The sequence below is a fragment of the Nocardioides mangrovi genome (assembly GCF_020073815.1).
Classification (GTDB): domain Bacteria; phylum Actinomycetota; class Actinomycetes; order Propionibacteriales; family Nocardioidaceae; genus Nocardioides; species Nocardioides mangrovi.
On sequence record NZ_JAIQZJ010000015.1, the window covers coordinates 1 to 23,108 of the forward strand.

The window sequence follows — 23,108 nt, forward strand, 5'->3', positions numbered from 1 at the left end:
CCGCGGGGGGGGGGGGGCCCCCCCCCCGCCGCCCCCCCCCCGGGGGGGGGGGGGGGGGGGGGGGGGGGGGGCCCCCCCCCCCCCCCCCCGCCTCCGCCCCCCTTACTTCACTTTTCCTAGAACTACCGAAGGGTTGCAGCCACCGTGCTCGACGTGAACTTCTTCGACCAGCTTCAGATCGGCCTGGCCACCGCGGACGACATCCGCACGTGGAGCCACGGCGAGGTCAAGAAGCCGGAGACCATCAACTACCGCACGCTCAAGCCCGAGCGTGACGGCCTCTTCTGCGAGAAGATCTTCGGTCCCACCCGGGACTGGGAGTGCTACTGCGGCAAGTACAAGCGCGTGCGCTTCAAGGGCATCATCTGCGAGCGCTGCGGCGTCGAGGTGACCCGGTCCAAGGTGCGCCGTGAGCGCATGGGCCACATCGAGCTCGCCGCCCCGGTCACCCACATCTGGTACTTCAAGGGTGTCCCGAGCCGGCTGGGCTACCTGCTCGACCTCGCCCCGAAGGACCTCGAGAAGGTCATCTACTTCGCGGCGTACATGATCACGAGCGTCGACGAGGACGCCCGCCACCGCGACCTGTCCTCCCTCGAGGGCAAGGTCGGGCTGGAGCGCGACCGCCTCACCGGCCGGATGGACACGGCGCTCAACGACCGTGCCGCCAAGCTGGAGGAGGACCTCGCGGCCCTCGAGGCCGAGGGTGCCAAGGCCGACCAGCGCCGCAAGGTCAAGGACGGCGCGGAGCGCGAGATGGCCCAGATCCGCAAGCGCGGTGAGGCCGAGGTCGCGCGCCTCGACGAGGTGTGGAACACCTTCAAGTCGCTCAAGGTCCAGGACCTCATGGGCGACGAGATGCTCTACCGCGAGATGAAGAACTGGTTCGGCAAGTACTTCGAGGGCTACATGGGCGCCACGGCGATCCAGAAGCGCCTCGAGAGCTTCGACGTCGAGGCGGAGGTGGAGTCGCTGCGCGACACCATCGCCAATGGCAAGGGCCAGCGCAAGGTCCGCGCCCTCAAGCGCCTCAAGGTCGTCGACGCCTTCCGCAAGACCGGCAACAAGCCGCAGGGCATGGTGCTGGACGCCGTCCCGGTCATCCCGCCGGACCTGCGCCCGATGGTGCAGCTCGACGGTGGCCGCTTCGCGACCTCCGACCTCAACGACCTGTACCGCCGCGTGATCAACCGGAACAACCGGCTCAAGCGCCTGCTCGACCTCGGTGCGCCGGAGATCATCGTCAACAACGAGAAGCGGATGCTCCAGGAGGCCGTCGACTCGCTGTTCGACAACGGCCGTCGTGGTCGCCCCGTCACCGGCCCGGGCAACCGGCCGCTGAAGTCGCTCTCCGACATGCTCAAGGGCAAGCAGGGTCGCTTCCGCCAGAACCTCCTCGGCAAGCGCGTCGACTACTCCGGCCGTTCGGTCATCGTGTCCGGCCCGCAGCTCAAGCTGCACCAGTGCGGTCTGCCGAAGCAGATGGCGCTCGAGCTCTTCAAGCCGTTCGTGATGAAGCGTCTCGTCGACCTGTCGCACGCGCAGAACATCAAGTCCGCCAAGCGGATGGTCGAGCGTGCCCGCCCGGTCGTGTGGGACGTCCTCGAAGAGGTCATCACCGAGCACCCGGTGCTGCTCAACCGTGCACCCACGCTGCACCGCCTCGGCATCCAGGCCTTCGAGCCGCAGCTGATCGAGGGCAAGGCCATCCAGATCCACCCGCTCGTCTGCTCGGCGTTCAACGCCGACTTCGACGGTGACCAGATGGCGGTGCACCTGCCGCTGTCGGCCGAGGCCCAGGCCGAGGCCCGGATCCTGATGCTGTCGACCAACAACATCCTCAAGCCGTCGGACGGCCGTCCGGTGACCATGCCGACCCAGGACATGATCATCGGCCTGTTCTTCCTGACGACCGAGCGGCCGAACCAGCCCGGTGAGGGCCGCGCGTTCGCGTCCCAGGCCGAGGCGATCATGGCCTTCGACCGTGGCGAGATCACGCTGCAGTCGCCGGTCAAGATCCGGTTCACGGACGTGGTCCCGCCGCTGGAGCTGGGCGAGGACATCGAGGCCGGTCAGACGATCACGCTCGAGACCACGCTGGGTCGAGCGATCTTCAACGACGCCCTGCCGGCCGACTACCCGTACGTCAACTACGAGGTCGGCAAGAAGGCCCTCGGCGCGATCGTCAACGACCTGGCCGAGCGCTACACCAAGGTCGAGGTCGCCGCGTCGCTGGACGCGCTGAAGGACACCGGCTTCCGCTGGGCCACCTTCTCGGGCGTCACGGTCTCGATCGACGACGTGACCACGCCTGGCCAGAAGGTCGAGATCCTCTCGGGCTACGAGGCCCAGGCGGCCAAGGTCCAGAAGCAGTTCGAGCGTGGTCTGGTCACCGACGAGGAGCGCCGCCAGGAGCTCATCGAGATCTGGACCCAGGCGGCCAACGAGGTCGGCAAGGCGATGGAGACGACGTTCGACCGCGCCAACCCGATCTACATGATGGTCGAGTCGGGTGCCTCCGGAAACATGAACCAGATCCGGCAGGTCGCGGCGATGCGTGGCCTCGTGGCCAACCCGAAGGGCGAGATCATCCCGCGCCCGATCAAGTCCAACTTCCGTGAGGGCCTGACCGTCCTCGAGTACTTCATCGCGACGCACGGTGCCCGCAAGGGCCTGGCGGACACCGCCCTGCGGACCGCCGACTCGGGCTACCTGACCCGTCGTCTGGTGGACGTCTCGCAGGACGTCATCATCCGCGAGGACGACTGTGGCACCGAGCGCGGTCTGCCCAAGCGGATCGGTGAGCGCCGTGAGGACGGCACCGTGGTCAAGGCGGAGAACGCCGAGACCGCGGCGTACGCCCGCTCGGCGGCGACCGAGATCGTCCACCCGGAGACCGGCGAGGTGCTCGCCGCCGCCGGCGAGGACCTCGGCGACGTCAAGATCGGTGAGCTGGTCGCGGCCGGCATCGAGGAGGTCAAGGTCCGCTCCGTGCTGACCTGCGACGCTCGCACCGGTACCTGCGCGAAGTGCTACGGCCGCTCGCTGGCCACCGGCAAGCTCGTCGACATCGGCGAGGCGGTCGGCATCATCGCCGCCCAGTCGATCGGTGAGCCCGGCACGCAGCTGACCATGCGTACCTTCCACACCGGTGGTGTGGCGTCGGCCGACGACATCACGCAGGGTCTCCCGCGTGTGGTCGAGCTCTTCGAGGCCCGCTCCCCGAAGGGTCGCTCGCCGATCTCCGAGGCCTCCGGCCGGGTGGAGATCGACGAGACCGACAAGGCGCGCAAGATCCTGATCACGCCGGACGACGGCTCCGAGGTCCAGGAGTACCCCGTCTCGAAGCGCTCGCGTCTGCTCGTCGCGGACGGCGACCACATCGAGGTCGGCCAGATGCTCACCGTCGGTACCCCCGACCCGCAGGACGTCCTGCGGATCCTGGGTGTCCGCCGGGCCCAGGAGCACCTGGTGGACGAGGTCCAGCAGGTCTACCGCTCGCAGGGTGTGTCGATCCACGACAAGCACATCGAGATCATCGTGCGGCAGATGCTGCGCCGGATCACGGTGATCGAGTCCGGTGACACCAACCTGCTCCCGTCCGACCTGGTCGACCGGGTGCGGTTCGAGGAGGAGAACCGGCGCGTGGTGTCCGAGGGCGGCAAGCCGGCCTCGGGTCGCCCGGTCCTCATGGGCATCACCAAGGCCTCGCTGGCGACCGAGTCGTGGCTCTCGGCGGCCTCCTTCCAGGAGACCACCCGCGTCCTCACCGACGCGGCGATCCACGGTCGCTCGGACTCGCTGCGCGGGCTGAAGGAGAACGTGATCATCGGCAAGCTGATCCCGGCGGGTACCGGCCTCGAGCGGTACCGCAACATCCGGGTGGAGCCCACCGAGGAGGCGCGCGCCGCCGCCTACTCGGTCACCGGTTACGACTCCTACGACTACGAGTTCGGTGGGGGCACCGGTCAGGCCGTCGCCCTCGACGACTTCGACTTCGGGTCGTACCAGAACTGAGTCACCCGCCGAGGCGGCGTCGGTCCACGGGACCGGCGCCGCCTCGGCGCATTTCCGGCAACCCGCCCGCCTGCGGTCGCGTCCCACCAGCATGATCAAGAACGTCTTCGCGGGCCTCGTGCTCGCTCTGCTGGCAGCCGGACTCTGGGCGGGCCCGGCCCAGGCGCGGACCGGGGTCCCCGAGTGCACCAACGCCGAGCTGGTGGCGTCGTACCACGGCGGGGACGGCGCGACGAGCCACACCTACGGCCGGATCGCCCTGCACAACGTCTCCGACACCGCCTGCTGGATCCGCGGGTACGGCGGCCTGTCCTACGTCGGGCACGGCGACGGGACGCAGATCGGCGCGGCCGCGACCCGTACCCGTGGACCCGAGCCACGGACCACGGTGCAGCCGGGGGAGCGGGTGCGCAGTCGGGTCGTCGAGACGTCGTGGGGTCCGTACGCCGGCCGGTGTCGCCGGGCCCACGTCGACGGCTTCCGGGTGTACCTGCCCGACGAGACCCGCTCGCAGTACGTCGCGCACCCGACCACCGGGTGCCGCAACCGGCACGTCCACCTGCTGACGCATCGCGCCTATCGGTAGCGCTCAGATGTGGGCTCCTGCAGCCGATCGGGTGGGTGTCGTCCATCTCGGCGGCACCTCACAGACCCAGCAGGAGCTCTCATGTCTGTCCACCGGAATCGGACGCCACGGATGGCGGCCGTTCTCGCGGGTATCGCGCTTGGCGCGACCTTTCTGACCACGACGCCGGCCGCGCAGGCGGCGCCGGGCGTCCCGACCATCGCCCGTCACTCGCTGGCCGCTGCGGCTGTGCACGCGCCGCAGCGTGCTGAGGCGCCGGTGGCGGTCGTCAAGCGTCTCTCGACCGCTTCGGGTCCGGTTGCCGGTGGCAACACGGTCCTGATCCAGGGCACGAAGCTCGCGACCGCGGCGCCCGAGGACACCGGTGGCGACACCGGCGGGGACACCGGCGGGGACACGGGTGGGGACACGGGTGGGGACACGGGTGGCGACACGGGTGGCGACACGGGTGGCGACACGGGTGGCGACCCGTCGCCGGCGGCGTCGACCGGGTGGGTCGGCAAGACCGTGACGTTCGGTGTGCTGAAGAAGGGCGCGTTCGTCGACGGTAGCGTCGAGGTTCCGGCCGAGGACGTGACCGCGCTGTCGGAGGACGTGCTCGAGGTCGAGGTCCCTGCTGGCTCGGAGAGCCTGCTGGCGGTCAGCGTGTTCGTGGGTGACGCGGTCAAGGGCCCGAAGTACACCTTCGTGTCCCCGGCGCCCGTGGTGACGACCGACCAGGAGGACCTGGACGGGTTCGCGCCGACGGCCGAGGCCGGTCTGACCGGTGACTCGGTCAAGATCGTCGGCTCGGGCTTCGACGCCAAGAGCACCTCGGTGGTCGTGGGCGGCAAGAAGGTCAAGGCGACCCTGAACGACGCCAAGACCGAGCTGGCGTTCTCCTTCCCGGCCGGTCTGGTCGGCCCGCAGGACGTGGTGGTCGCGGACAAGCGCGGCTCGTCGTACGTGGGGTACGTGACCTACACCGCGATCCAGCCGGAGCTGGACGAGGACCAGGACGGTGTGGCGTACGCGGTGACCGAGGCGCCGACGACGGTGACGGTGACCGGCACGAACCTGAACCAGCTCGCGTCGGGGACGCTGACCTACGACGGTCAGGCCAAGGCGGAGAAGGTGACCGTGAAGGCGGTCAAGGGCGACACCACCAAGGCGCTGGTCACGATCCCGAAGGGCACGGCTGCGGCCGAGGCCACCGTGACGCTGTCGACGAAGTTCGCCAAGACCGTGGAGTTCACGATCGAGCGGAAGGCCTCCCCGGCCCCGACGGTGACCGCGGTGGAGTTCCCCGCGGACGTCACCAAGGGTGGCGCGGCGACGCTGACCGGTACCAACCTGATCGGTCTGAAGACCGTGGTCCTCACCCTGTCGGGCAAGGACGTCAAGGGCTCGGTCACCGCGGTGACCTCCTCGACCGGAGCCACCGTGAAGCTCCCGAAGCTCGCCGACGGTGACTACACCCTCAAGGCCTCGACCTGGAACACCACGGCCGCGACCTACACCTTCACCGTCACCGACGGCGAGGTCGTCACCGACGACACCGGCGACGGCGGCGACGACACCCCGGTGGCGACCCCGCCGGCGCTCACCGAGGTCTCCTTCGACGCCGCGGTCGACCCCGACCCGGCCGTGCTGACCCTCACCGGCACCGACCTCGCGGTCGGTCAGAAGGTCCGCTACTACGCCGACGGCGACGCCGCGGCCGACGGCACCGTCGTCACCGTCACCGGTGCGGCCTCCGCCACCTCGGCCTCGGCGAACCTCGCCGCCGACCTCACCGCCGGCACGTACCACGTGCAGGTGAGCGGCGACGACGGCACCACCTGGAGCACGGTCGTCGACCTGGTCGTCTCCTGACGCAGCACCTCACGACTGAGCCGGCGTCCTCCACCAGGGGGGCGCCGGCTCGGCCCGTGTCGGGGCGCGCGGCCCCGGCCTGCGAGAATGCCGCCGTGAGCACCCCCGCGCAGACCGACGTCCTCGTCGTGGGCGCCGGCCCCGCGGGGTCGGCGGCCGCAGCGTGGCTGGCCCGCGCCGGGGTGGACGTGGTGCTCGCGGACGCGGCGGTCTTCCCGCGCGACAAGACGTGCGGGGACGGCCTGACGCCCCGCGCGATCGGCGAGCTCCAGCGGCTCGGGCTCGAGGACTGGCTGCGGGCCCACACCGTGAGCAAGGGTCTGCGCGCCCACGGCTTCGGGCAGACGCTGCACCTGCCCTGGGCGGTGCCCGGTGGCTCGCTGCCGGGATGGGGCTCCGCGGTGGCCCGGACCGAGCTCGACGACCACCTGCGCACCACCGCGATCAAGTCCGGTGCGCTGGCCGTCGACGGCCTCCGCGCCACCGACGTCCGGATGGCCGGCAGCCGCGTCGAGGCCGTGGTCTTCCGCACCGGGTCCGGTCCGGTCGAGATCGGCTGCCGCCGCCTCGTCGTCGCCGACGGCGTGCGCAGCCCCCTCGGCAAGGTGCTCGGCCGCGAGTGGCACCGCGACACGGTGTACGCCGTCGCGGGCCGGTCGTACGTCGACTCCACCCGGTCCGACGACCCCTGGATCAGCTCGCACCTCGAGCTCCGCGACGAGCAGGGCGAGCTCGTCAGCGGCTACGGCTGGGTCTTCCCGCTCGGCAACGGCTCGGTCAACCTGGGCGCCGGGACGCTGGCCACCGAGAAGCGGCCGGCCGAGGTGGCGATCAAGCCACTCATGCAGACCTACGCCGACACCATCGGGGCCGAGTTCGGCCTGTCCGGCCCGCTGCGGCAGCCCACGTCGGCGCTGCTGCCGATGGGCGGCGCCGTCTCGCACGTGGCCGGCGACAACTGGGCGCTGATCGGCGATGCCGCCGCGTGCGTCAACCCGCTCAACGGTGAGGGGATCGACTACGGCCTGGAGACCGGACGCCTGGTCGCCGAGCTGATCGCCGACGGCGGCCCGCTGGGGGAGACCTGGCGCTCGATCCTGGTCGACCACTACGGCGAGGCCTTCTCGATCGCTCGCCGACTCGCCGGCATCGCCACGCGGCCGAAGGTCGTGGCCACGCTCGGGCCGGCTGGCATGCGCTCGGACTGGCTGATGACCCTGGCGCTGCGCTGGATGGGCAACCTGGTCACCGACGAGGACCGCGACCGGGCCGCTCGCGTGTGGCGCTGGGCCGGCCGCCGCTCGATCGCCCGCGACCACCGGCCGCCCTTCGCCTGATGGCACCGATGTCGGGCTACCCCAAGCGGCAGCGGGTCGCGGCGTACGCCGTGATCCTGCGCGAGGGGCAGATCCTGCTCAGCCGGCTCGCGCCGCGGATCAGCCCCGACGAGCTCTGGACGCTCCCCGGTGGCGGGCTCGACCACGGTGAGGACCCGCGGGACGCGGTGGTCCGCGAGGTCCACGAGGAGACCGGTCTCGACGCGGTGGTCGGCGAGACCGCACGGGTCTACTCGGCCCACCTGCCCGGCGTCTGGCGCGACGGCCGCCGGGTCGATGCCCACGCGCTGCGCATCGTCTACGAGGGATGGGTGCCGATCGACGCGCCCGAGCCGCGGGTCGTCGAGGTCGGCGGGTCGACCGTCGAGGCGTCCTGGCACCCGGTCGCCGGGGTGCTCGACGGGACCGTCCCGGTTGCCCCGATGGTGCTCGAGGCGCTCGCCGAGCACCGGCCCTTCCGCCACCAGCGGCTCGGTGCCTACGCGCTCGTGCGGCGCGACGACGCGGTGCTGCTGACCCGGATCTCGGCGCGCGGCTTCCACACCGGCTCGTGGACGCTGCCGGGCGGCGGAGTCGCCCACGGCGAGGCGCCGCGCTCGGCGGTGCTGCGGGAGCTGCGCGAGGAGTGCGGCCTCGACGGTGGCGTCGGCGAGCTGGTGGCCGTGCACGACGAGCACTTCAGCGGTACGGCGCCGTCGGGGCGCTACGAGGACTTCCATGCGGTCGGCCTGGTCTTCGAGGTCACCATCGAGGACGCCGCCGAGCCCGAGCTGGCCGAGGTGGACGGCACCACCGACGCCGTCGCGTGGGTCCCGATCGCCGACGTCGAGTCCGGCGCCGTATCCGTCCTGGAGATCGTCCGGGAAGGGCTCAGGGCAGCGGGGCCGCCGCCACCTCGCACACGTTGAGCCACGGCTTCGCGTCGTTGTTGACCACCATGTACGACGACAGCATCCACGTCTTGGTGACCCCGCCGACCGTCCACTCGAGCCGCATCATGCCGTTGCGCGGCAGGTCGATCGGGCCGACCAGACCGGTGACCGGGTCGTAGTCGGGGCCCTCGACGTGGTCGTAGACGTCCGGGTCGTCCGTCGACCCCTCGCCCTGGATCAGGTCGTACTCGAGCGAGGAGTCGGCCACGTCGGGCCGGAAGGCGACCGTCTGGTCGGCGTTCTTGCCCGGCTCGCAGGTGAGGTCGACCTGCCCGAAGCCGGCGATGTCGCTGGTGGAGGTCGATGCCGTCGCCGCCTCGTCGTTGCCGTGCCAGCTCAGCCCGAACTGCTGGTCGGTGTTCGTGAGCAGCGTGAGCTTCATCTTGCAGAACTGGTAGCCCGGGTAGGCGAAGCGCTCCCAGTACCAGCTCAGCTTGAAGGCGGTCGCCGGCGTGCTCATCGTGCCGCCGCCGTTGCGGTCGCGGCCCGGGCGCTGGCTGATCACGCCGACGGCCGAGCCGTTGGCGTAGTCCTCGATCGGCGACTTCTGGTTGAGGCCCTCGTGCGCGCGCCGCCCCGTGCCGCCGGTGCCGTCGTCGGCGGCGGTGGCGTAGCGGTAGATCCGCACGTTCTTGACCGCGACCCGGTTGCTGCCGTCCTTGGTCTCGAACTTCGCCAGCCACATCTGCGTCTCGTTGTCGCGGTCGTTCGCGGCGAGCCGGATCATCGTGCTCTTGGGCTGGCAGACCAGGTCGACAGAGCCGATCCCGGGCACGTCCGCGGACTTCTGGTAGACCTTCGTCCGCTTCCTGTGCTTCTGGGCGTCCCACTTGACCGTGACCGACCGACGCTCGTCGACCGACGCCTTCCGGGCGGCACCGGCGTACGTCGGTGCCACGGCGGCGAGCGTGCCGCAGAGCACGACCGGCACCACGAGGGCGAGGAGACGGGTCAGGCGTGGGGTCATCGGGCCGGCTGCTGCACCGTCGACTCGGCGGTCGGGGTCGGCGTCTCCGTAGCGTTCGCGGAGATCTGGCCGTCCTCGTCCGGCACCACCAGCACCGGCTCCCGGCTGCCGTCGAGCCAGGCGAGCTCGGCCCGCAGCGTCTCGTCGGGCAGCGCCACCAGGTGGGCGGTGGCAGCGGACTCCTGGGCGGCGTTGAGGTAGTGCCGGATGAAGTCCTGGACCTCCTTGCGGTTCAGCGACCGGGTGGTGGTCGTGAGCAGCACCTGGGAGGCGAACGGGTAGTCACCGTTGGTGATGGTCTGCTGGCTCGGGAACACGCAGTTGCGGTGCCCGTCGGGCTCGGTGATCTCGAACGGCCGCAGCTGGTCCTCGAAGACCTCGTAGTCGCTGAAGCGCGCGTAGATCACGTGGCCCAGGGTGGCGTCGGCGTACCGCTTGGCCTTGGTCGCGATGCTGAGCTGCTTCTCGGCGGCGCGGAGGTTCTGCTGGTAGCGCTCGAGCTTCAGCCGCGCCTTGGTGCGGGCGACGTACGCCGCCTGGACGCGCGCCTCGTCCTTGGCCTGGTCGGCGGCGCTGCGCTGGTCGCGGTAGCCCTTCGCCCGGTTGGCGAGCGCGGCCCGGAGCTCGTTGCGGGCGTCGATGTAGACCTGCTTCTGCGAGACGACCGCCGATCGCCACTGGCCGCGCTCACGAGCGCGCTCGGGGTAGGTGAGCGCGAGGCGGATCCGCTTCGAGCCGCCGTTGAGGAAGGTGCGGGCCTCGTCGAAGTTCTTGTAGGTGAAGTAGTCGGACCGCACGTCGGTCAGCGCGGGTGCCAGGGAGCCCAGCACGGACTTGCCGAAGACGTCGAAGTCGTTCGAGGTCAGCAGGGGGCCGCCGACCTTGAGCGGGATGTCGTCGAAGCCGACCTGGCTCCAGTTGGTGACCGGCGAGCCGGCCCGCCAGATCTCCTGGACCTGGTCGGTGGTGAGGCAGTCGCCGCCCACGTCGGTCTCGGAGGCGATCGCGATGACGACGGCGTCCGAGGCGATCTGGAACTGGACCACGTCGAGGCCGACCGCCTGGCAGGCGTCCCACTCCTTGCGGCTGATCGGGCGCATCGAGCTGACCAGGTCGATCTTCCCGGAGCACAGCTCCTGGAACGCGCGGTCCTCGCCGTTCTCGCCGAGGTTGACGACGGTGTTGGTGCCCGTGGCCTGGTAGGCGTTGACCTCGCGGCGCGTCAGGGACAGCGAGTTGGTGCCGTCGATGTCGACCTGGCCGGACGGCCGCTCGGGCAGCGCCGCGTTGGCCTGGGCGACCTGCTGCGCCTGCTGCTGCTGGGCGCTCTCGTCGCGGGCCTGGGCGTCGGCGCCCGGGTTGCCGGAGGCGGTGTCGTCGCTCGAGCAGGCGGGCAGCGCGAGCGCGGCCGCGAGCACGAGGGCGAGCGCGGCGCCACGGCGGCCGCGAAGGGTCTGGATGCTCACTGGTCGGCTCCCTGCGCATCGGTGCTGGCGGAGGGGTTCGCGGAGGGGCTCGACGAGGAGTCGGTCGTCAGCGCGCCGAGGTCGCTCTCGTTCTCCGGCGGGAACTGGTACTTGTGGCCGAGCTTGATGACCTCGAAGTCCTCCATGTGGAGGCCGAGCAGCTCGGTGCCCGCGATCATGGCGCTGGTGACGTCACGCTGGGCGTAGAGCGTCGGCACCGCCGCCCGGTCGACGACGATCGCGCCGTACGTGCGCAGGGCGGCGACGATCGCGTCGGACATCCGCTTCTGCTGGGCGGTCATCCGGATCGGCTTCTTGGTGATCGGGTCGACCGGCCGGGGCACGGTCACGTTGGCCTTGAGCCGGATCCGCGCGCCCTCGGGCAGCGAGCTCACGCGGCCGTTGCCGTCGGTGGCCGAGGCCGGCTGGACGAAGACGCCCTGCGCGGGACCGGGCACGCTGATCGCCAGCGCGTGGTTGATCAGGCCGGCGCGCAGCTCGTTGGGCCGGATCAGGCCCGCGAAGAGCGGCAGGCCCGAACCGCGGGCGCTGCTCATCTGCGGCGCCTGGTAGCCGGGACCGTTGAGGTCCCACTTGCGCATGAAGTTGTAGGAGATGGTGCCGTCGTCCTCGCGACGCGCGCGCCACAGGTCGTAGGCGACCGGCTGGCTGACGTCGAAGACCGTCATCCACCCGTCGTACCGCGGGTCGGGGTCGACGTCCGAGGGGATGTTGAGGACCTGGGTCTTCTCGCCGTCACCGCAGACGATCTGGCGGCAGACCAGCTTGGTCGGGGTGCCGCCGGCCACGACCGCGGTCGTCCAGCGCTCGGTGTTGATGTAGAGGCCCTTGTTCACGACCCGGCGGTCGGGGTAGTAGTTGACGCCGTCGATGCTCTGCACGACGCCGACCCGCTCGCGGGCGAGGTTGATCATCTGCGTGGACCGCGGGTCGACCGGCTTGTTGTCGATCCGGGTGTTCCAGGGCGAGTCCTCGGAGAAGAAGCGCCGCTCCGGCACCGGGACGCCGGTCGCGGCGGCCTCGGGGTTGACCACGACCTCCAGGTCGCTGCCGCTCTTGCCGCCCTTGTCGTCGTCGCCCAGGCCGCAGCCGGCCAGGGTCAGCGCACCGAGCGCCACCAGGACGACGGCGGCTCGGGTACGTCGGGTGCGAGGCGTGCTCATGAGGGTTCCTCCGTGCTCATGGCGGGGAACCGCAGGGGGGCGAGGCCCGACTCGAGGGACTCGGCGAAGCGGGACACCGCGTCGCTGATCTCGGTGAGCTGCCGGGCGTCGCGGTGGGACGAGCCGGGGTGTCCGGCCTGGGCACGCGCGGCGCTGATGATCGCGTGCGCCTCGCGGCGCGCGGTGATCCGGATGAGCTCGGCGTCGAGCTCGGCCTGCGCGGTCAGCAGCTCCGCCCGGCGGGCTCCCTCCGCTTCCAGGGCGGCGAGGTGCGCGAGCGTGGCGTTCTCGGCGTCCCGGAGCCGCTCGATCGCGGCGTCGGCGACCTCCTGGACGGTCATGCCGAGGTAGCCCATGTCCTCGGCGGACTGGGCCGCCGCGAAGCGGGAGTCCAGCCGGGACTCGGCGCGGGGGTCCGCTGCGGGGCGGGCCAGCGGCGCCGCCATCGGGCGCGACGGCGCGGCCGGCCACGAGGCCCGCGTGCGCGGAGCGGTCGGCGGGACCGGCGGCGCCGGCTCCATCGGCATCCGGTCCACGACCGGGGCCGACGCCTCTTCGTCGTCCAGCTCGACCTGGAGCCGGCCGGCGTACTCGTCGGTGTACCCGTCGTCGGCCAGCAGCGGGTGGGCCTCGAAGCGAGCGACGGGCAGGATGACCGGGACGACCGGCTCGGCGGCCGGGACGGCCGCGGCGACCGGCGTGGGCTCCGCCTCGACGACCGGCTCGGCGACGGGCTCGGCGACGGGCTCGGCGACGGGCTCGGCGACGGGCTCGACGACGGGCTCGGCGACGGGCTTGGGACGCTTCGCGGCGGCCTTCGGCTTGGCGGGCTTGCGCGGCTTCGCGGCCTTCGGGCGCGGTGCGGGCGCGGCCTCCTCGGGCTGCTCGGGCTCCTCGACCTGGTCGAGGTCCTCCACGACCTCGACGACGGGACGGCGGTTCGCCTTGGGCCGCGGTCGAGCCGGGGCCTCGGCGACCGGAGCGGGCTCGGGCTCGGCGACGGCCGGCGCCTCGGGCGCGACCTCGGCCTCTGGCTCGAGCTCGGCGACCACCTCGACCGGGGTCGGGACGGCGCGGACAGGCGACGGGCGGCGGCGCAGGGTCGCGGTCGAGGTCGGCGTCGGGCGGACCGGCGCGGCCCCCTCGGCGGCAGCCGCGGTGTCGGTGACGAGCCGGCTCGCGAAGTCGACCTGGCCGACCCGCGCCTCGTCGCCGAGACCGAGCAGGTCGTCGACCGACGGCGGCGGCTGGATGGCGTTGCGCTGGCCGATCACTGGCCCGCTCCCTCGGTGCTTCCGTCCGTGGACGAGGTGATGGTCTGGTCGGTGGTGGCGGTCGGGTCGAACGTCGTCGGGACGGTCAGCAGGACGTAGCGGTCGGTGCTGAAGACGACCGACAGCCGCGGGTCGGACCCTGTGGTGGCGCTGGGGTACATCTGGCTGAGCAGGTCCTGCGAGGTGTCGGTGGACATCAGCATGTAGTCGACGACGCCGGCCGGGTCCTGGGCGGCGGCCAGCCAGGGGCCGTCGCTCTGGTCGACCCGGTCGAAGAAAAGGCGCGGCTGGCCGGTCAGCAGCATCACGGCGTACGTCTGCGAGTTGTCCGTGAGGATGGAGTTCGGCTCGGAGATGTTGTCCTTGATGTAGTCGGCCATCGCCTGCTCGTCGGCGATGCCGACCTTGGCGCCGGGCACCGTGGTGGTGCCCTCCTGCGACTGCCGCGTGCTGATCGCCGCGGCGAACGGCGCCTCGAGGTTCTGGTAGCGGTAGTCCTTCATCCAGTGGAAGGTCCACGGGATGCTGGCCAGGAGCAGCACGATGAGCACACCCGAGACGATCAGGTTGCTGCCGTCGGCGGAGCGGGCCAGCCAGAGGCAGCCGATGACGGCGAAGACCAGGATCGGCAGCGCGTTGCGCATCTGCATCGGCGAGTCGCTCAGGCCGAGGAGGACCGAGCCGGCCGGTGCGACGATCGCGGCGGCGAGCAGCAGCCCGAGCCAGGTGGCCAGCGGGTTGTTGCGCGAGGCGCCGACGAAGATGAGCGCGGGCAGCGCGATGATCGCGAGCGGCGCGGCGTAGAGCACCAGCCACCAGGTGTCCTGCAGCAGCTCGACACCGGTGAAGCTGCCCGGCCCGCTCCCGCCGGCGTCGCGGGCCGCGGTGACCCACTCGAAGGGGTGGGAGAGCAGGATCAGGTTGAAGACCGTCCACAGGGCGATCACGTAGACCGTCGGGGCGGAGAAGCCGACCGTGGTGCCCTCGACCTCGGGGCCGCGGGCACCGAGGCGGGCCAGGATCGCGCCGATCATGAAGGCGGTCAGCACGAACCAGAGGATGCTGGTGTAGCCCGCGAGCGCCGCGATGCTGTAGGCCAGGCCGGCCAGCATCACGAAGCGGACGTCAGCGGTGACGTACCACGCGACGACGGCGCCCATCGCCATCACGACGAACGAGATCCAGACGAACTGGCGGGCACCGGACGCGGCGTACAGCGCCACCAGCGGGTTGAGCGCGAGCGCGATGAGGACGCCGTACCGCAGCGGCGCTGCGACCAGGCAGCGCCGGGCCAGGGTGTTGAGCGACATCATCGTCAGGCCGGCGAAGACCGCCGAGGCGACCGGCACGACCGCGAGCGAGGACGCGACGGACGGGAAGATCGCGAGCGGCGAGATCAGCAGCGTGGCCAGCGGGGGGTAGTCGAAGCCGAGCGCCGACAGCTTGGCCGGGTCGTTGTGCCAGATCATCAGGGCGCGGTTGAGCCGGTCGAGCGGCTCGAAGCCAACGACGTGCATCTGCACGACGAGCCAGTAGCCGAACCAGGTGTAGGCGCCGGTGAAGCCGAAGAACACCAGGGCGCTCTCCCAGCGACGCTTGGAGATGTCCTGCGGGCGCTGGTGGACGATCTGGACGATGCCCGACAGGCGCTGCTTCATCGAGACGACGTCGTCCTCGACGGGCTCCGGCGCGCCCACGGGCGCGGCGTAGGTGGTCATCAGTGCGCCCCGCTGTCGAGGCCGTGTTCTGTCTTCTCCCAGTAGAACGGGTTGGTGAAGAGCTGGATGGCGCCCTTCCAGGCGGCCCAGCTCATCAGGCCCCAGTAGAGGGGGGAGAGGAGCGCGGTGCGCGTGATGCCGAACTCACCGCGCTGCAGGCTGCCGGCGACGTTGAGGTAGACGAACACGAAGTTGCCGATGAAGAGCATCGCGCTCGCGGCGTAGAAGACGAAGCCGGGGAAGAGCTCGCGGATGAAGCCCCACTGGGTCAGCACGTAGAGCGTGGTCAGGCCCCAGAAGATCGGGTTCAGCAGCAGCACGAACGCGTTGGCCATCGTCAGGTTGAAGCTCGTGAAGCCCCGTGGGCCGGTCTCGCGCAGCAGGGCGCCCGGGCTGCGCATGTGCACCAGCCAGGTCTGGAAGTAGCCCTTGATCCAGCGGCTGCGCTGGCGCAGCCAGTTGGGGACGTTGGGGTTGGCCTCCTCGAGCGTGGTCGAGTCGATCATCGCCGTGCGGTAGCCCTCGCGGTGCAGGCGGATGCCGAGGTCGGCGTCCTCGGTCACGTTGAAGGGGTCCCAGGCGCCGAGCTCGCGCAGCACCGAGGTGATGAAGTGGTTGGAGGTGCCGCCCAACGGGATCGGCGAGCCGGCCGCACCCATCGCCGGGAGGATCAGCTCGAAGTGCATGGAGTACTCGTTGGCGAACCACGCGGTCAGGAGGTTCTGGTCCTGGTTGAAGTGGTTGAGCTTCGCCTGGACGCAGGCCACGTTGCCGGCCACGTGCTGGAAGGCGAGGTAGGCCTTCTTCAGCTGGTCGGGGTCCGGGCGGTCCTCGGCGTCGAAGATGACGCAGAAGTCGCCGGTGGCGATCTGGAGGCCGTAGTTGCAGGCCTTCGGCTTGGTCTTCGGCAGGGCGTCGGGCACCACCACGAGGTGGAAGTGCGGCGGCAGCTGCAGGGACCGGATCATCTCGATCGTCTCGGTGTCGTCCTCCTCGCAGAGGAGCTTCACGTCGAGCCGGGTGCGCGGGTAGTCGAGGTCGTTGATGCCCTGGACGAGGCGGCGGACGACGCCGGCCTCCTTGTAGAGCGGCACCAGGATCGTGTAGACGGGCAGGGTCCGCTCGTCGAGGTCGGCGATCTCCTGGTCGGTCACGTCGATCTCGAGGTGGGTGCCCAGCGCCCGGAAGGTCAGCTGGAACTTGTAGAACGACACCAGCAGGTAGAGCACCGAGCAGGCGGCGACGACGCCGATCAGGGTCTGCATCGGCCACACGACCCCGCACACCACGACCGCCACGAGCAGGCACACGCCGAGCGCCTTCTGGCCGCCGGTGAACACGACGTGGGCGGAGTCCTCGGGGCGCGCCTCGAGGAGCGCGACCGTCGAGACCTCGACGTAGTGGGCGCTGTGGACGCGCTGGATGAGCTGGTCGAGCTCGGTGCGGTTGGCCAGCAGCTGACGGAAGGGCGAGCCGAGCGCCTCCTCGACCGCGACGGCCTGCTCGGGGTCGAGCGGGCGGGCCACGGCGAGCAGCACCAGGTCGTCGGTCGCGGCTACCGGGATCGCCTGGAAGCTCTGCGCGAGCGGCTCGGGCAGCCGGCGGGCGATCTCCATGTCGGGCACGAAGTCGGACAGACCGACCCGCTGCATCTGGTACATCTCCGACAGAGCGGCGACCAGGACGTCCTCGGAGATCGCCTCGTGGGCCACCAGGATGTCGCCCAGCGGGTCGCCGGTCCGCGAGTACTCGAGCATCGCCATCTGGAGCTGGTCGTTGGTGACCAGGCCGCTGTTGGTGAGCATCCGCGCCATCTGCACGCGGCCGCGGCGCTCCTCGGAGGACTCGATCTGGCCCTCGACGGCCGGGTAGACGGTCTCGATGGCGTCGGTGATCTCGTTGGTGGTGTGGCGGACCAGCTGCACGGGGCGGTCGATCCGCTCCTCGACCACCTGCAGGGTGATCGGGTCGTCGGCGTCGGCGACCGCGACCAGCACGGTGCCGTCGACGACGGCGTACGGCATCACGCGGAAGGTGCGGCAGATGCCCTCGGGCAGGAGGCGTGCGAGCTCGGGCGCGACGCCGTCGGTCAGTCGGACCCGGGCGCCGTTGACGGTGGCGGTCACGAGGCACCCGCCCCGAAGCCGCTGACGGACTGCTGCTGGCGCGGTCCGGTGCCGCCCGACGAGGGCCGGCCGCCGCGCGAGCGCCAGGCCAGGTAGACGAGGTAGCCCACGCCGAGCGCGATCAGCGGTGCGATGAGGAAGGCGATGAACACCACCAAGAACATCAGCAGCGTCACGATCACGCGCAGGATGGCGGCGCCTGCCGACATGCTCTGCGGGCGTGGCGAAGTGGCCTGCAGCGTCATTTCTGTCCCCCTGTCGGCTCTGCCGACGTCCATTCCCGGTACGACTTCACCCGAGAAATCCCCGAGAATCCCCCCTGGATCCTGATCAGGCTATCCAGGGCGATTCATCGGGGCGTCAACAATGGACCCACAAGCCGGTAACAAACGAGTGCCGGTCCAACCTGTGGTCCAGATGTGCTGTTGCCGCAGGTCAGGAAGGGTCAGGAGGGGTTGACGCGCCTCGGAGGTAGCGACGGACGAGGGCGCCGTACGCCGTGGGGGTGCCGTCCTCGGACCGGACCAGGGCCATGGGGTCGTTGGGGTGGTCGGCCCAGACCCAGAAGAGCGACCCGACGCCGTGGTCGTCGGCCCAGGAGAGGTAGTCCCGGAGGAAGGCCTTGCCGCTGTCGCTGGTCGGGTCCTCGGCGCCCAGCTCGCCGGTGATCACCGGCACCCGGTCGGTGAGCGGGGCGAGCACGGAGTCCCAGCACGACTGCAGGCACGTCTTGAAGTCGTAGGCGTGGACCGACGCGACCAGCTGGTCGTCGTCGGGCGCGAAGTCGAGCCAGTGGCTCAGGTCGTTGGCGTAGTCGAGCCCGCCGAGCAGGATCGGCTGCTCCGCGCCGGCGTCCCGGATCTGGCGGACGACCGCGGCCATCCCCTGGACGGTGTAGGTGGTGCGGCCCGAGGTCGCGGTCGCGTCGTCCTCGACGGGGGCCTGGCAGCCGCCGTCGCGCCAGCACTTCCAGGTCAGGTCGAAGACGAGCTTGTCGACGGCGTTGTAGCGGGAGTAGGGCTCGCTGAACGCGTCGAACATGACCGACCGGTTGCCGGCGTACTGCCCGGCGACCGAGCGCCAGAAGGTCAGCGACTGGGAGTCGGGCATCGCGACGTTGCCGAACTCCGGCTCCATGGCCCGCTTGCGGCTGTGCAGGTCGAGCACGACGACGATGCCCTGCCGGTTGAGCGCGCCGACGAACGCGGCCACGTCGCCGCGGTAGTCCTCGGGGGTCCGCTCCTCGAACTGGTCGCTGACCGGGGCGCCCCGGGTGCCGAGCCAGCAGTCCTGGTTGAGCGGGAGGCGGACCGTGTTGACGCCCCAGGAGGCGATGGCGCGGGCCTCGTGGTCGTACTGGTCCTGGCCGCCCATGGTGTCGAGGGACGACATGCCCCAGCCCTGCGCGCAGGCGTACTCGAAGCTGCTCCAGTTGACGCCGCGAGGCACGAACGGACCTCCGGTGCGGGCGTCGAGGAGGCGGTTGCCGTCGACGTAGGGCTGGGGTGCACCGGCACTCTCGAGCCCGGCCGTCGCCACGGCGTCCTGGTCGCGGGTGGCATAGATCGCCCCACCACCGACCAGCAGCGCGATCGCCACCGCCAGCGCGATCCAGCGCGCGTACCGCATCGAAGAAGCCCCCTCACTCCGCGAGAATGATAGGGGCGCCCCGGTGACTAGGGTGACCGGATGAGCGAGACGGTCTTCACGTACGCCGCACCTGCGCTGAAGTTCGGCACCGGGTCCTCCGGCGAGATCGGGCACGACCTCCGCCAGCTCGGGGCGCGCCGGGTGCTGCTGGTCACCGACCCGGGCGTCGCCGCCACCGGGCACCCGGCGCGGATCGCCGAGCGGCTGGTCGGGCACGGGCTCGAGGTCACGACGTACGACGAGGCCCACGTCGAGCCGACCGACGAGTCACTGGCACACGCGATCGCCTTCGCCCGCGACGCCGGTCCCTTCGACGCGGTCGTCGCCGTCGGCGGCGGCTCGTCGATCGACACCGCGAAGGCGGTCAACCTGCTCACCACCAACCCGGGCGAGCTCATGGACTACGTCAACGCGCCGGTCGGGAAGGCGCTCGCGCCGACCGAGCGGCTGCTGCCCCTCGTGGCGGTCCCCACGACCACCGGCACGGGCGCGGAGAGCACCACGATCTGCGTGCTCGACGTGCTGTCGCTGCACGTGAAGACCGGGATCAGCCACCCGGCCCTGCGACCGACCCTGGCCGTCGTCGACCCCGCGCTGACCGCCACCCAGCCGGCGATGGTCACGGCGGCCGCGGGGATGGATATCCTCTGCCACGCACTCGAGAGCTACACCGCGCGCTGGTACGCCGAGTTCGATGCCAAGCAGCCCGAGCAGCGGGTGCCCTACTGCGGCGCCAACCCGATCTCGGACCTGTGGTCCGAGCGGGCGATGGACCTGCTCGCCGGCGCCTTCCGGAGGGCCGTGCACGACGGGGAGGACGAGCAGGCGCGCGAGCAGATGGCCATGGCCGCCACCTTCGCCGGCCTCGGCTTCGGCAACGCAGGCGTGCACATCCCGCACGCCAACGCCTACCCGATCGCCGGGCGGGTCCGGGACTACCGGCCGGCGGGCTACCCCGACGAGCCGATCGTCCCGCACGGGATGGCGGTCGCCCTGACCGCGCCCGAGGCCTTCCGCTTCACCTTCGACGCTGTGCCCGAGCGGCACCTGCGTGCCGCGCGGCTGCTCGACCCGAGCGCCGCAGGCGACGGTCCCGACGTCCTGCCGGGCGTCCTGACCCGGCTGATGCGCGACATCGGGATCCCCAACGGCCTCGCCGAGGTCGGGTACGCCGAGGCCGACGTCGACGACCTGGTCGCCGGCGCCGTCCAGCAGCAGCGGCTGCTCGCCACCGCGCCGGTCAGTCCCACGGAGGAGGACCTGGCATCGGTCTTCCGTCGCTCGATGGAACACTGGTGACGTGACGCTCGAGACCCCGGACCTGGTCGCCGCCCTGCGCCGCCGAGGGGTCACCGACGTCGACGACTCGACCCTGGCGCGGGCGCTCTACTCCTCCGACGCCTCGCTCTACCGCGTGGTGCCGCAGGTGGTGGTGCGGCCGCGGCACCCCGACGAGCTGGAGGCGATCCTCGACGTCTCCGCCGAGGCGCGCACGCCCGTGACCATGCGCGGGGCGGGCACCTCGATCGCCGGCAACGCCGTCGGCACGGGCATCGTGGTCGACACCCTCAAGCACCTCAACGAGGTCGTCTCGATCGATGCCGAGTCGCGCACCGCCGTGGTCCAGCCGGGGGTCGTGCACGCCGACCTCCAGCGCGCGGCCGCGCCGTACGGGCTGCGCTTCGGGCCGGACCCCTCGACCCACACCCGCTGCACGATCGGCGGGATGATCGGCAACAACGCCTGCGGGTCGCGGGCGCTCGGCTACGGCCGCACCGCCGACAACGTCGTCGCGCTGGACGCGGCGTACGGCCCCGGTGCGACCGATGTCGAGGCGCGGCTCGGCACCCTGGTCGACCAGCACCTCGCTCACGTCCGGACGTCGTTCGGCCGCTTCACCCGCCAGGTCAGCGGCTACTCGCTGGAGCACCTGCTGCCGGAGAACGGCCGCAGCGTCGAGCGCTTCCTGGTCGGCTCGGAGGGCACCCTCGCGGTGGTCCGGTCGGCGACCGTGCGGCTCGTCGAGGACGACCCCGACCGCCACCTCGTGGTGCTGGGCTACCCCTCGATGGCCGAGGCGGCCGACGCGGTCCCGGCGCTGCTGGCCGTCGCCCCGTCGATGACGGCGTGCGAGGGCCTCGACTCCCGGATCGTCGACCTCGTCCCGGGCGCGCCCGCGCTGCCGCGGGGGGCCGGCTGGCTCTTCGCCGAGGTGCCGGCGGCCGAGACCGCCGCCGTGATCGCTGCGTCCGGCGCGCTCGAGCACCGCCTGGTCGAGGACGCCCGCGAGGCCGCCGCGCTGTGGCGGATCCGCGAGGACGGGGCCGGCCTCGCGGCCAAGAGCCTGTTCCGGCCGGCCTACTCCGGCTGGGAGGACGCCGCGGTCCCGCCCGAGCGGCTCGGCGCCTGGCTGCGCGACTTCGACGAGCTCCTGAAGGCGTACGACCTCGACGGCGTGCCCTACGGCCACTTCGGCGACGGCTGCGTGCACGTCCGGATCGACTTCCCCTTCGCGGAGGCCGACGGGGCACAGGTCTTCCGCGACTTCCTCACCGCGGCCGCGAACAAGCTGCGCGACCACGGCGGCTCGCTCTCGGGCGAGCACGGCGACGGCCGGGCCCGCTCCGAGCTCCTGGCGACGATGTACGACGAGGAGTCGCTGCGGCTCTTCGGTGCGGTCAAGGCGATCTGCGACCCCGACAACCTGCTCAACCCCGGCAACATCGTCGACCCCGCGCCCCTCGACGCCGACCTGCGGCCCACCCGCCCGCGGGCGCCGCTGGCCCTCGCGGACCAGGTGCACCGCTGCACCGGCGTCGGCAAGTGCGTCGCGCCGCGGACCGCCGGCGTGATGTGCCCCTCCTACCTCGCCACCCGCGACGAGAAGGACTCCACTCGGGGTCGCTCGCGCGTGCTCCAGGAGGCCGTCGACGGCACCCTCGTGAAGGGATTCGCCGACCCGGCCGTCGACCAGGCCCTCGACCTCTGCCTGGCCTGCAAGGGCTGCGCGTCGGACTGCCCGACCGGCGTGGACATGGCGACCTACAAGGCCGAGGCGCTGCACCAGAAGCACGACGTGCTCGGCGAGCGGCGCCCGCGCAGCCACTTCCTGCTCGGCCAGCTGCCGAGGTGGGCCGCGATGGCCGCGCCGGTCGCGCCCCTGGCCAACCGGATGATGCGGCTCAAGCCGGTGCAGCGGATGGCGCGCGCCACGGCCGGCATCGACCAGCGGAGGTCGATCCCGGCCTTCGCGCCGCGGACGCTCCGCCGGACGCTCTACGGATCCCGGGGCGTGCCCGACGTCGTCCCGGACGTCTGGATCTGGGCCGACTCCTTCAGCGACCACTTCTTCCCCGGCAACGGCCTGGCAGCGATCGAGTGGCTGGCCTCGGTCGGCGTCACCGCCCGGGTGATCAACGACGACGCCTGCTGCGGACTCACCTGGATCACCACCGGCCAGCTCGACAAGGCGAAGGCGATCCTCGAGCGGACCGTCCGCACGCTCGCGCCGTACGTCGCCTCCGGCGTGCCGGTCGTCGGCCTCGAGCCGTCCTGCCTGGCGACCCTGCGCAGCGACGCGGTCGAGATGACCGGGACGACGCTGGACGTGCTGACCTTCGCCGAGCTGGTCGAGCGGCTCGACCTGCCGCTGCCCGACCTCTCCGGTGTGGAGGTCGTCGCGCAGCCGCACTGCCACCACGCGTCGATCCTCGGCTGGGCCGCCGACAAGCGGCTGCTGGAGGGGGCCGGCGCGACCGTGACGCAGGTCGCGGGCTGCTGCGGGCTCGCCGGCAACTTCGGCATGGAGCAGGGCCACTACGAGGTGTCGGTCGCCGTCGCGGAGACCCACCTGCTGCCCGCCGTCCGGTCCCAGCCGGACGCGGTCGTGCTGGCCGACGGCATGTCCTGCCGGGTCCAGCTCGACGACCTCGCGCAGCAGCCCACGATGCACCTCGCCGAACTGTTCGCTTCTAAGATCGAGAAGTGAATCCGCGTC

Annotated in this window: 15 protein-coding genes; 7 read left to right on the forward strand and 8 right to left on the reverse strand. The window is 71.4% G+C overall.

What is annotated here, in order from left to right:
• Positions 1–144 precede the first annotated feature (144 nt).
• From K8U61_RS20390 to K8U61_RS20410, 5 genes are all read left to right on the forward strand, one after another.
• A complete protein-coding gene (locus K8U61_RS20390) occupies positions 145–4,017 on the forward strand; it encodes a DNA-directed RNA polymerase subunit beta' (RefSeq protein WP_308043227.1) in 3,873 nt (1,290 codons plus the stop codon).
• 91 nt (positions 4,018–4,108) lie between these two features.
• Positions 4,109–4,603 carry a DUF4232 domain-containing protein gene (locus tag K8U61_RS20395; RefSeq protein ID WP_224124902.1) on the forward strand — a complete coding sequence of 165 codons (495 nt, stop codon included), beginning with the start codon at positions 4,109–4,111 and terminating at the stop codon, positions 4,601–4,603.
• A 111-nt stretch (positions 4,604–4,714) separates the two neighbouring features.
• Positions 4,715–6,457, forward strand: coding sequence for a hypothetical protein (locus tag K8U61_RS20400; RefSeq protein ID WP_224124903.1), 1,743 nt, complete (start codon positions 4,715–4,717; stop codon positions 6,455–6,457).
• A gap of 95 nt (positions 6,458–6,552) precedes the next feature.
• Positions 6,553–7,794 carry a geranylgeranyl reductase family protein gene (locus K8U61_RS20405; protein ID WP_224124904.1) on the forward strand — a complete coding sequence of 414 codons (1,242 nt, stop codon included), beginning with the start codon at positions 6,553–6,555 and terminating at the stop codon, positions 7,792–7,794.
• The gene (locus tag K8U61_RS20410; protein WP_224124905.1) at positions 7,794–8,702 is read left to right on the forward strand and encodes an NUDIX hydrolase; all 909 of its coding nucleotides are present in this window, start codon (positions 7,794–7,796) and stop codon (positions 8,700–8,702) included. The genes K8U61_RS20405 and K8U61_RS20410 overlap by 1 nt, the downstream gene beginning before the upstream one ends.
• On the opposite strand, the gene K8U61_RS20415 is transcribed toward K8U61_RS20410, so the two are convergent.
• From K8U61_RS20415 to K8U61_RS20450, 8 genes are all read right to left on the reverse strand, one after another.
• Positions 8,665–9,693, reverse strand: a complete 1,029-nt coding sequence (locus K8U61_RS20415) for a hypothetical protein (protein ID WP_224124906.1) — start codon at positions 9,691–9,693, stop codon at positions 8,665–8,667. The two genes, K8U61_RS20410 and K8U61_RS20415, sit on opposite strands and share 38 nt — an antisense overlap.
• Complete coding sequence (locus K8U61_RS20420; protein ID WP_224124907.1) at positions 9,690–11,159, reverse strand: substrate-binding domain-containing protein; 1,470 nt, start codon at positions 11,157–11,159, stop codon at positions 9,690–9,692. The genes K8U61_RS20415 and K8U61_RS20420 overlap by 4 nt, the downstream gene beginning before the upstream one ends.
• Positions 11,156–12,343, reverse strand: coding sequence for a hypothetical protein (locus K8U61_RS20425; RefSeq protein WP_224124908.1), 1,188 nt, complete (start codon positions 12,341–12,343; stop codon positions 11,156–11,158). The genes K8U61_RS20420 and K8U61_RS20425 overlap by 4 nt, the downstream gene beginning before the upstream one ends.
• Positions 12,340–13,617 carry a hypothetical protein gene (locus K8U61_RS20430; RefSeq protein ID WP_224124909.1) on the reverse strand — a complete coding sequence of 426 codons (1,278 nt, stop codon included), beginning with the start codon at positions 13,615–13,617 and terminating at the stop codon, positions 12,340–12,342. The genes K8U61_RS20425 and K8U61_RS20430 overlap by 4 nt, the downstream gene beginning before the upstream one ends.
• The gene (locus tag K8U61_RS20435) at positions 13,614–15,335 is read right to left on the reverse strand and encodes a hypothetical protein (protein WP_224124910.1); all 1,722 of its coding nucleotides are present in this window, start codon (positions 15,333–15,335) and stop codon (positions 13,614–13,616) included. The genes K8U61_RS20430 and K8U61_RS20435 overlap by 4 nt, the downstream gene beginning before the upstream one ends.
• Positions 15,335–17,461, reverse strand: coding sequence for a glycosyltransferase (locus K8U61_RS20440; protein ID WP_224124911.1), 2,127 nt, complete (start codon positions 17,459–17,461; stop codon positions 15,335–15,337). The genes K8U61_RS20435 and K8U61_RS20440 overlap by 1 nt, the downstream gene beginning before the upstream one ends.
• Positions 17,458–17,706: a hypothetical protein gene (locus tag K8U61_RS20445; protein ID WP_224124912.1), complete on the reverse strand. Its 249-nt coding sequence runs from the start codon at positions 17,704–17,706 to the stop codon at positions 17,458–17,460. Before K8U61_RS20445 ends, K8U61_RS20440 begins: the two co-directional genes overlap by 4 nt.
• Positions 17,707–17,896: 190 nt before the next feature.
• Complete coding sequence (locus K8U61_RS20450) at positions 17,897–19,090, reverse strand: glycoside hydrolase family 5 protein (protein WP_224124913.1); 1,194 nt, start codon at positions 19,088–19,090, stop codon at positions 17,897–17,899.
• A gap of 60 nt (positions 19,091–19,150) precedes the next feature.
• On the opposite strand from K8U61_RS20450, the gene K8U61_RS20455 reads away from it, so the two are divergent.
• Both K8U61_RS20455 and K8U61_RS20460 read left to right on the forward strand, forming a co-directional pair.
• Positions 19,151–20,410, forward strand: coding sequence for a hydroxyacid-oxoacid transhydrogenase (locus K8U61_RS20455; RefSeq protein WP_224124914.1), 1,260 nt, complete (start codon positions 19,151–19,153; stop codon positions 20,408–20,410).
• A 1-nt stretch (position 20,411) separates the two neighbouring features.
• Positions 20,412–23,099 carry an FAD-binding and (Fe-S)-binding domain-containing protein gene (locus tag K8U61_RS20460; protein WP_224124915.1) on the forward strand — a complete coding sequence of 896 codons (2,688 nt, stop codon included), beginning with the start codon at positions 20,412–20,414 and terminating at the stop codon, positions 23,097–23,099.
• The last annotated feature ends 9 nt before the right edge of the window (positions 23,100–23,108 follow it).

Coding starts and splice junctions, on each gene's coding strand:
- K8U61_RS20395 (WP_224124902.1), top strand. CDS start 4,109: ATGATCAAGAACGTCTTCGCGGGCCTCGTGCTCGCTCTGCTGGCAGCC.
- K8U61_RS20400 (WP_224124903.1), top strand. CDS start 4,715: ATGGCGGCCGTTCTCGCGGGTATCGCGCTTGGCGCGACCTTTCTGACC.
- K8U61_RS20410 (WP_224124905.1), top strand. CDS start 7,794: ATGGCACCGATGTCGGGCTACCCCAAGCGGCAGCGGGTCGCGGCGTAC.
- K8U61_RS20415 (WP_224124906.1), bottom strand. CDS start 9,693: ATGACCCCACGCCTGACCCGTCTCCTCGCCCTCGTGGTGCCGGTCGTG.
- K8U61_RS20425 (WP_224124908.1), bottom strand. CDS start 12,343: ATGAGCACGCCTCGCACCCGACGTACCCGAGCCGCCGTCGTCCTGGTG.
- K8U61_RS20435 (WP_224124910.1), bottom strand. CDS start 15,335: ATGACCACCTACGCCGCGCCCGTGGGCGCGCCGGAGCCCGTCGAGGAC.
- K8U61_RS20445 (WP_224124912.1), bottom strand. CDS start 17,706: ATGACGCTGCAGGCCACTTCGCCACGCCCGCAGAGCATGTCGGCAGGC.
- K8U61_RS20450 (WP_224124913.1), bottom strand. CDS start 19,090: ATGCGGTACGCGCGCTGGATCGCGCTGGCGGTGGCGATCGCGCTGCTG.
- K8U61_RS20455 (WP_224124914.1), top strand. CDS start 19,151: ATGAGCGAGACGGTCTTCACGTACGCCGCACCTGCGCTGAAGTTCGGC.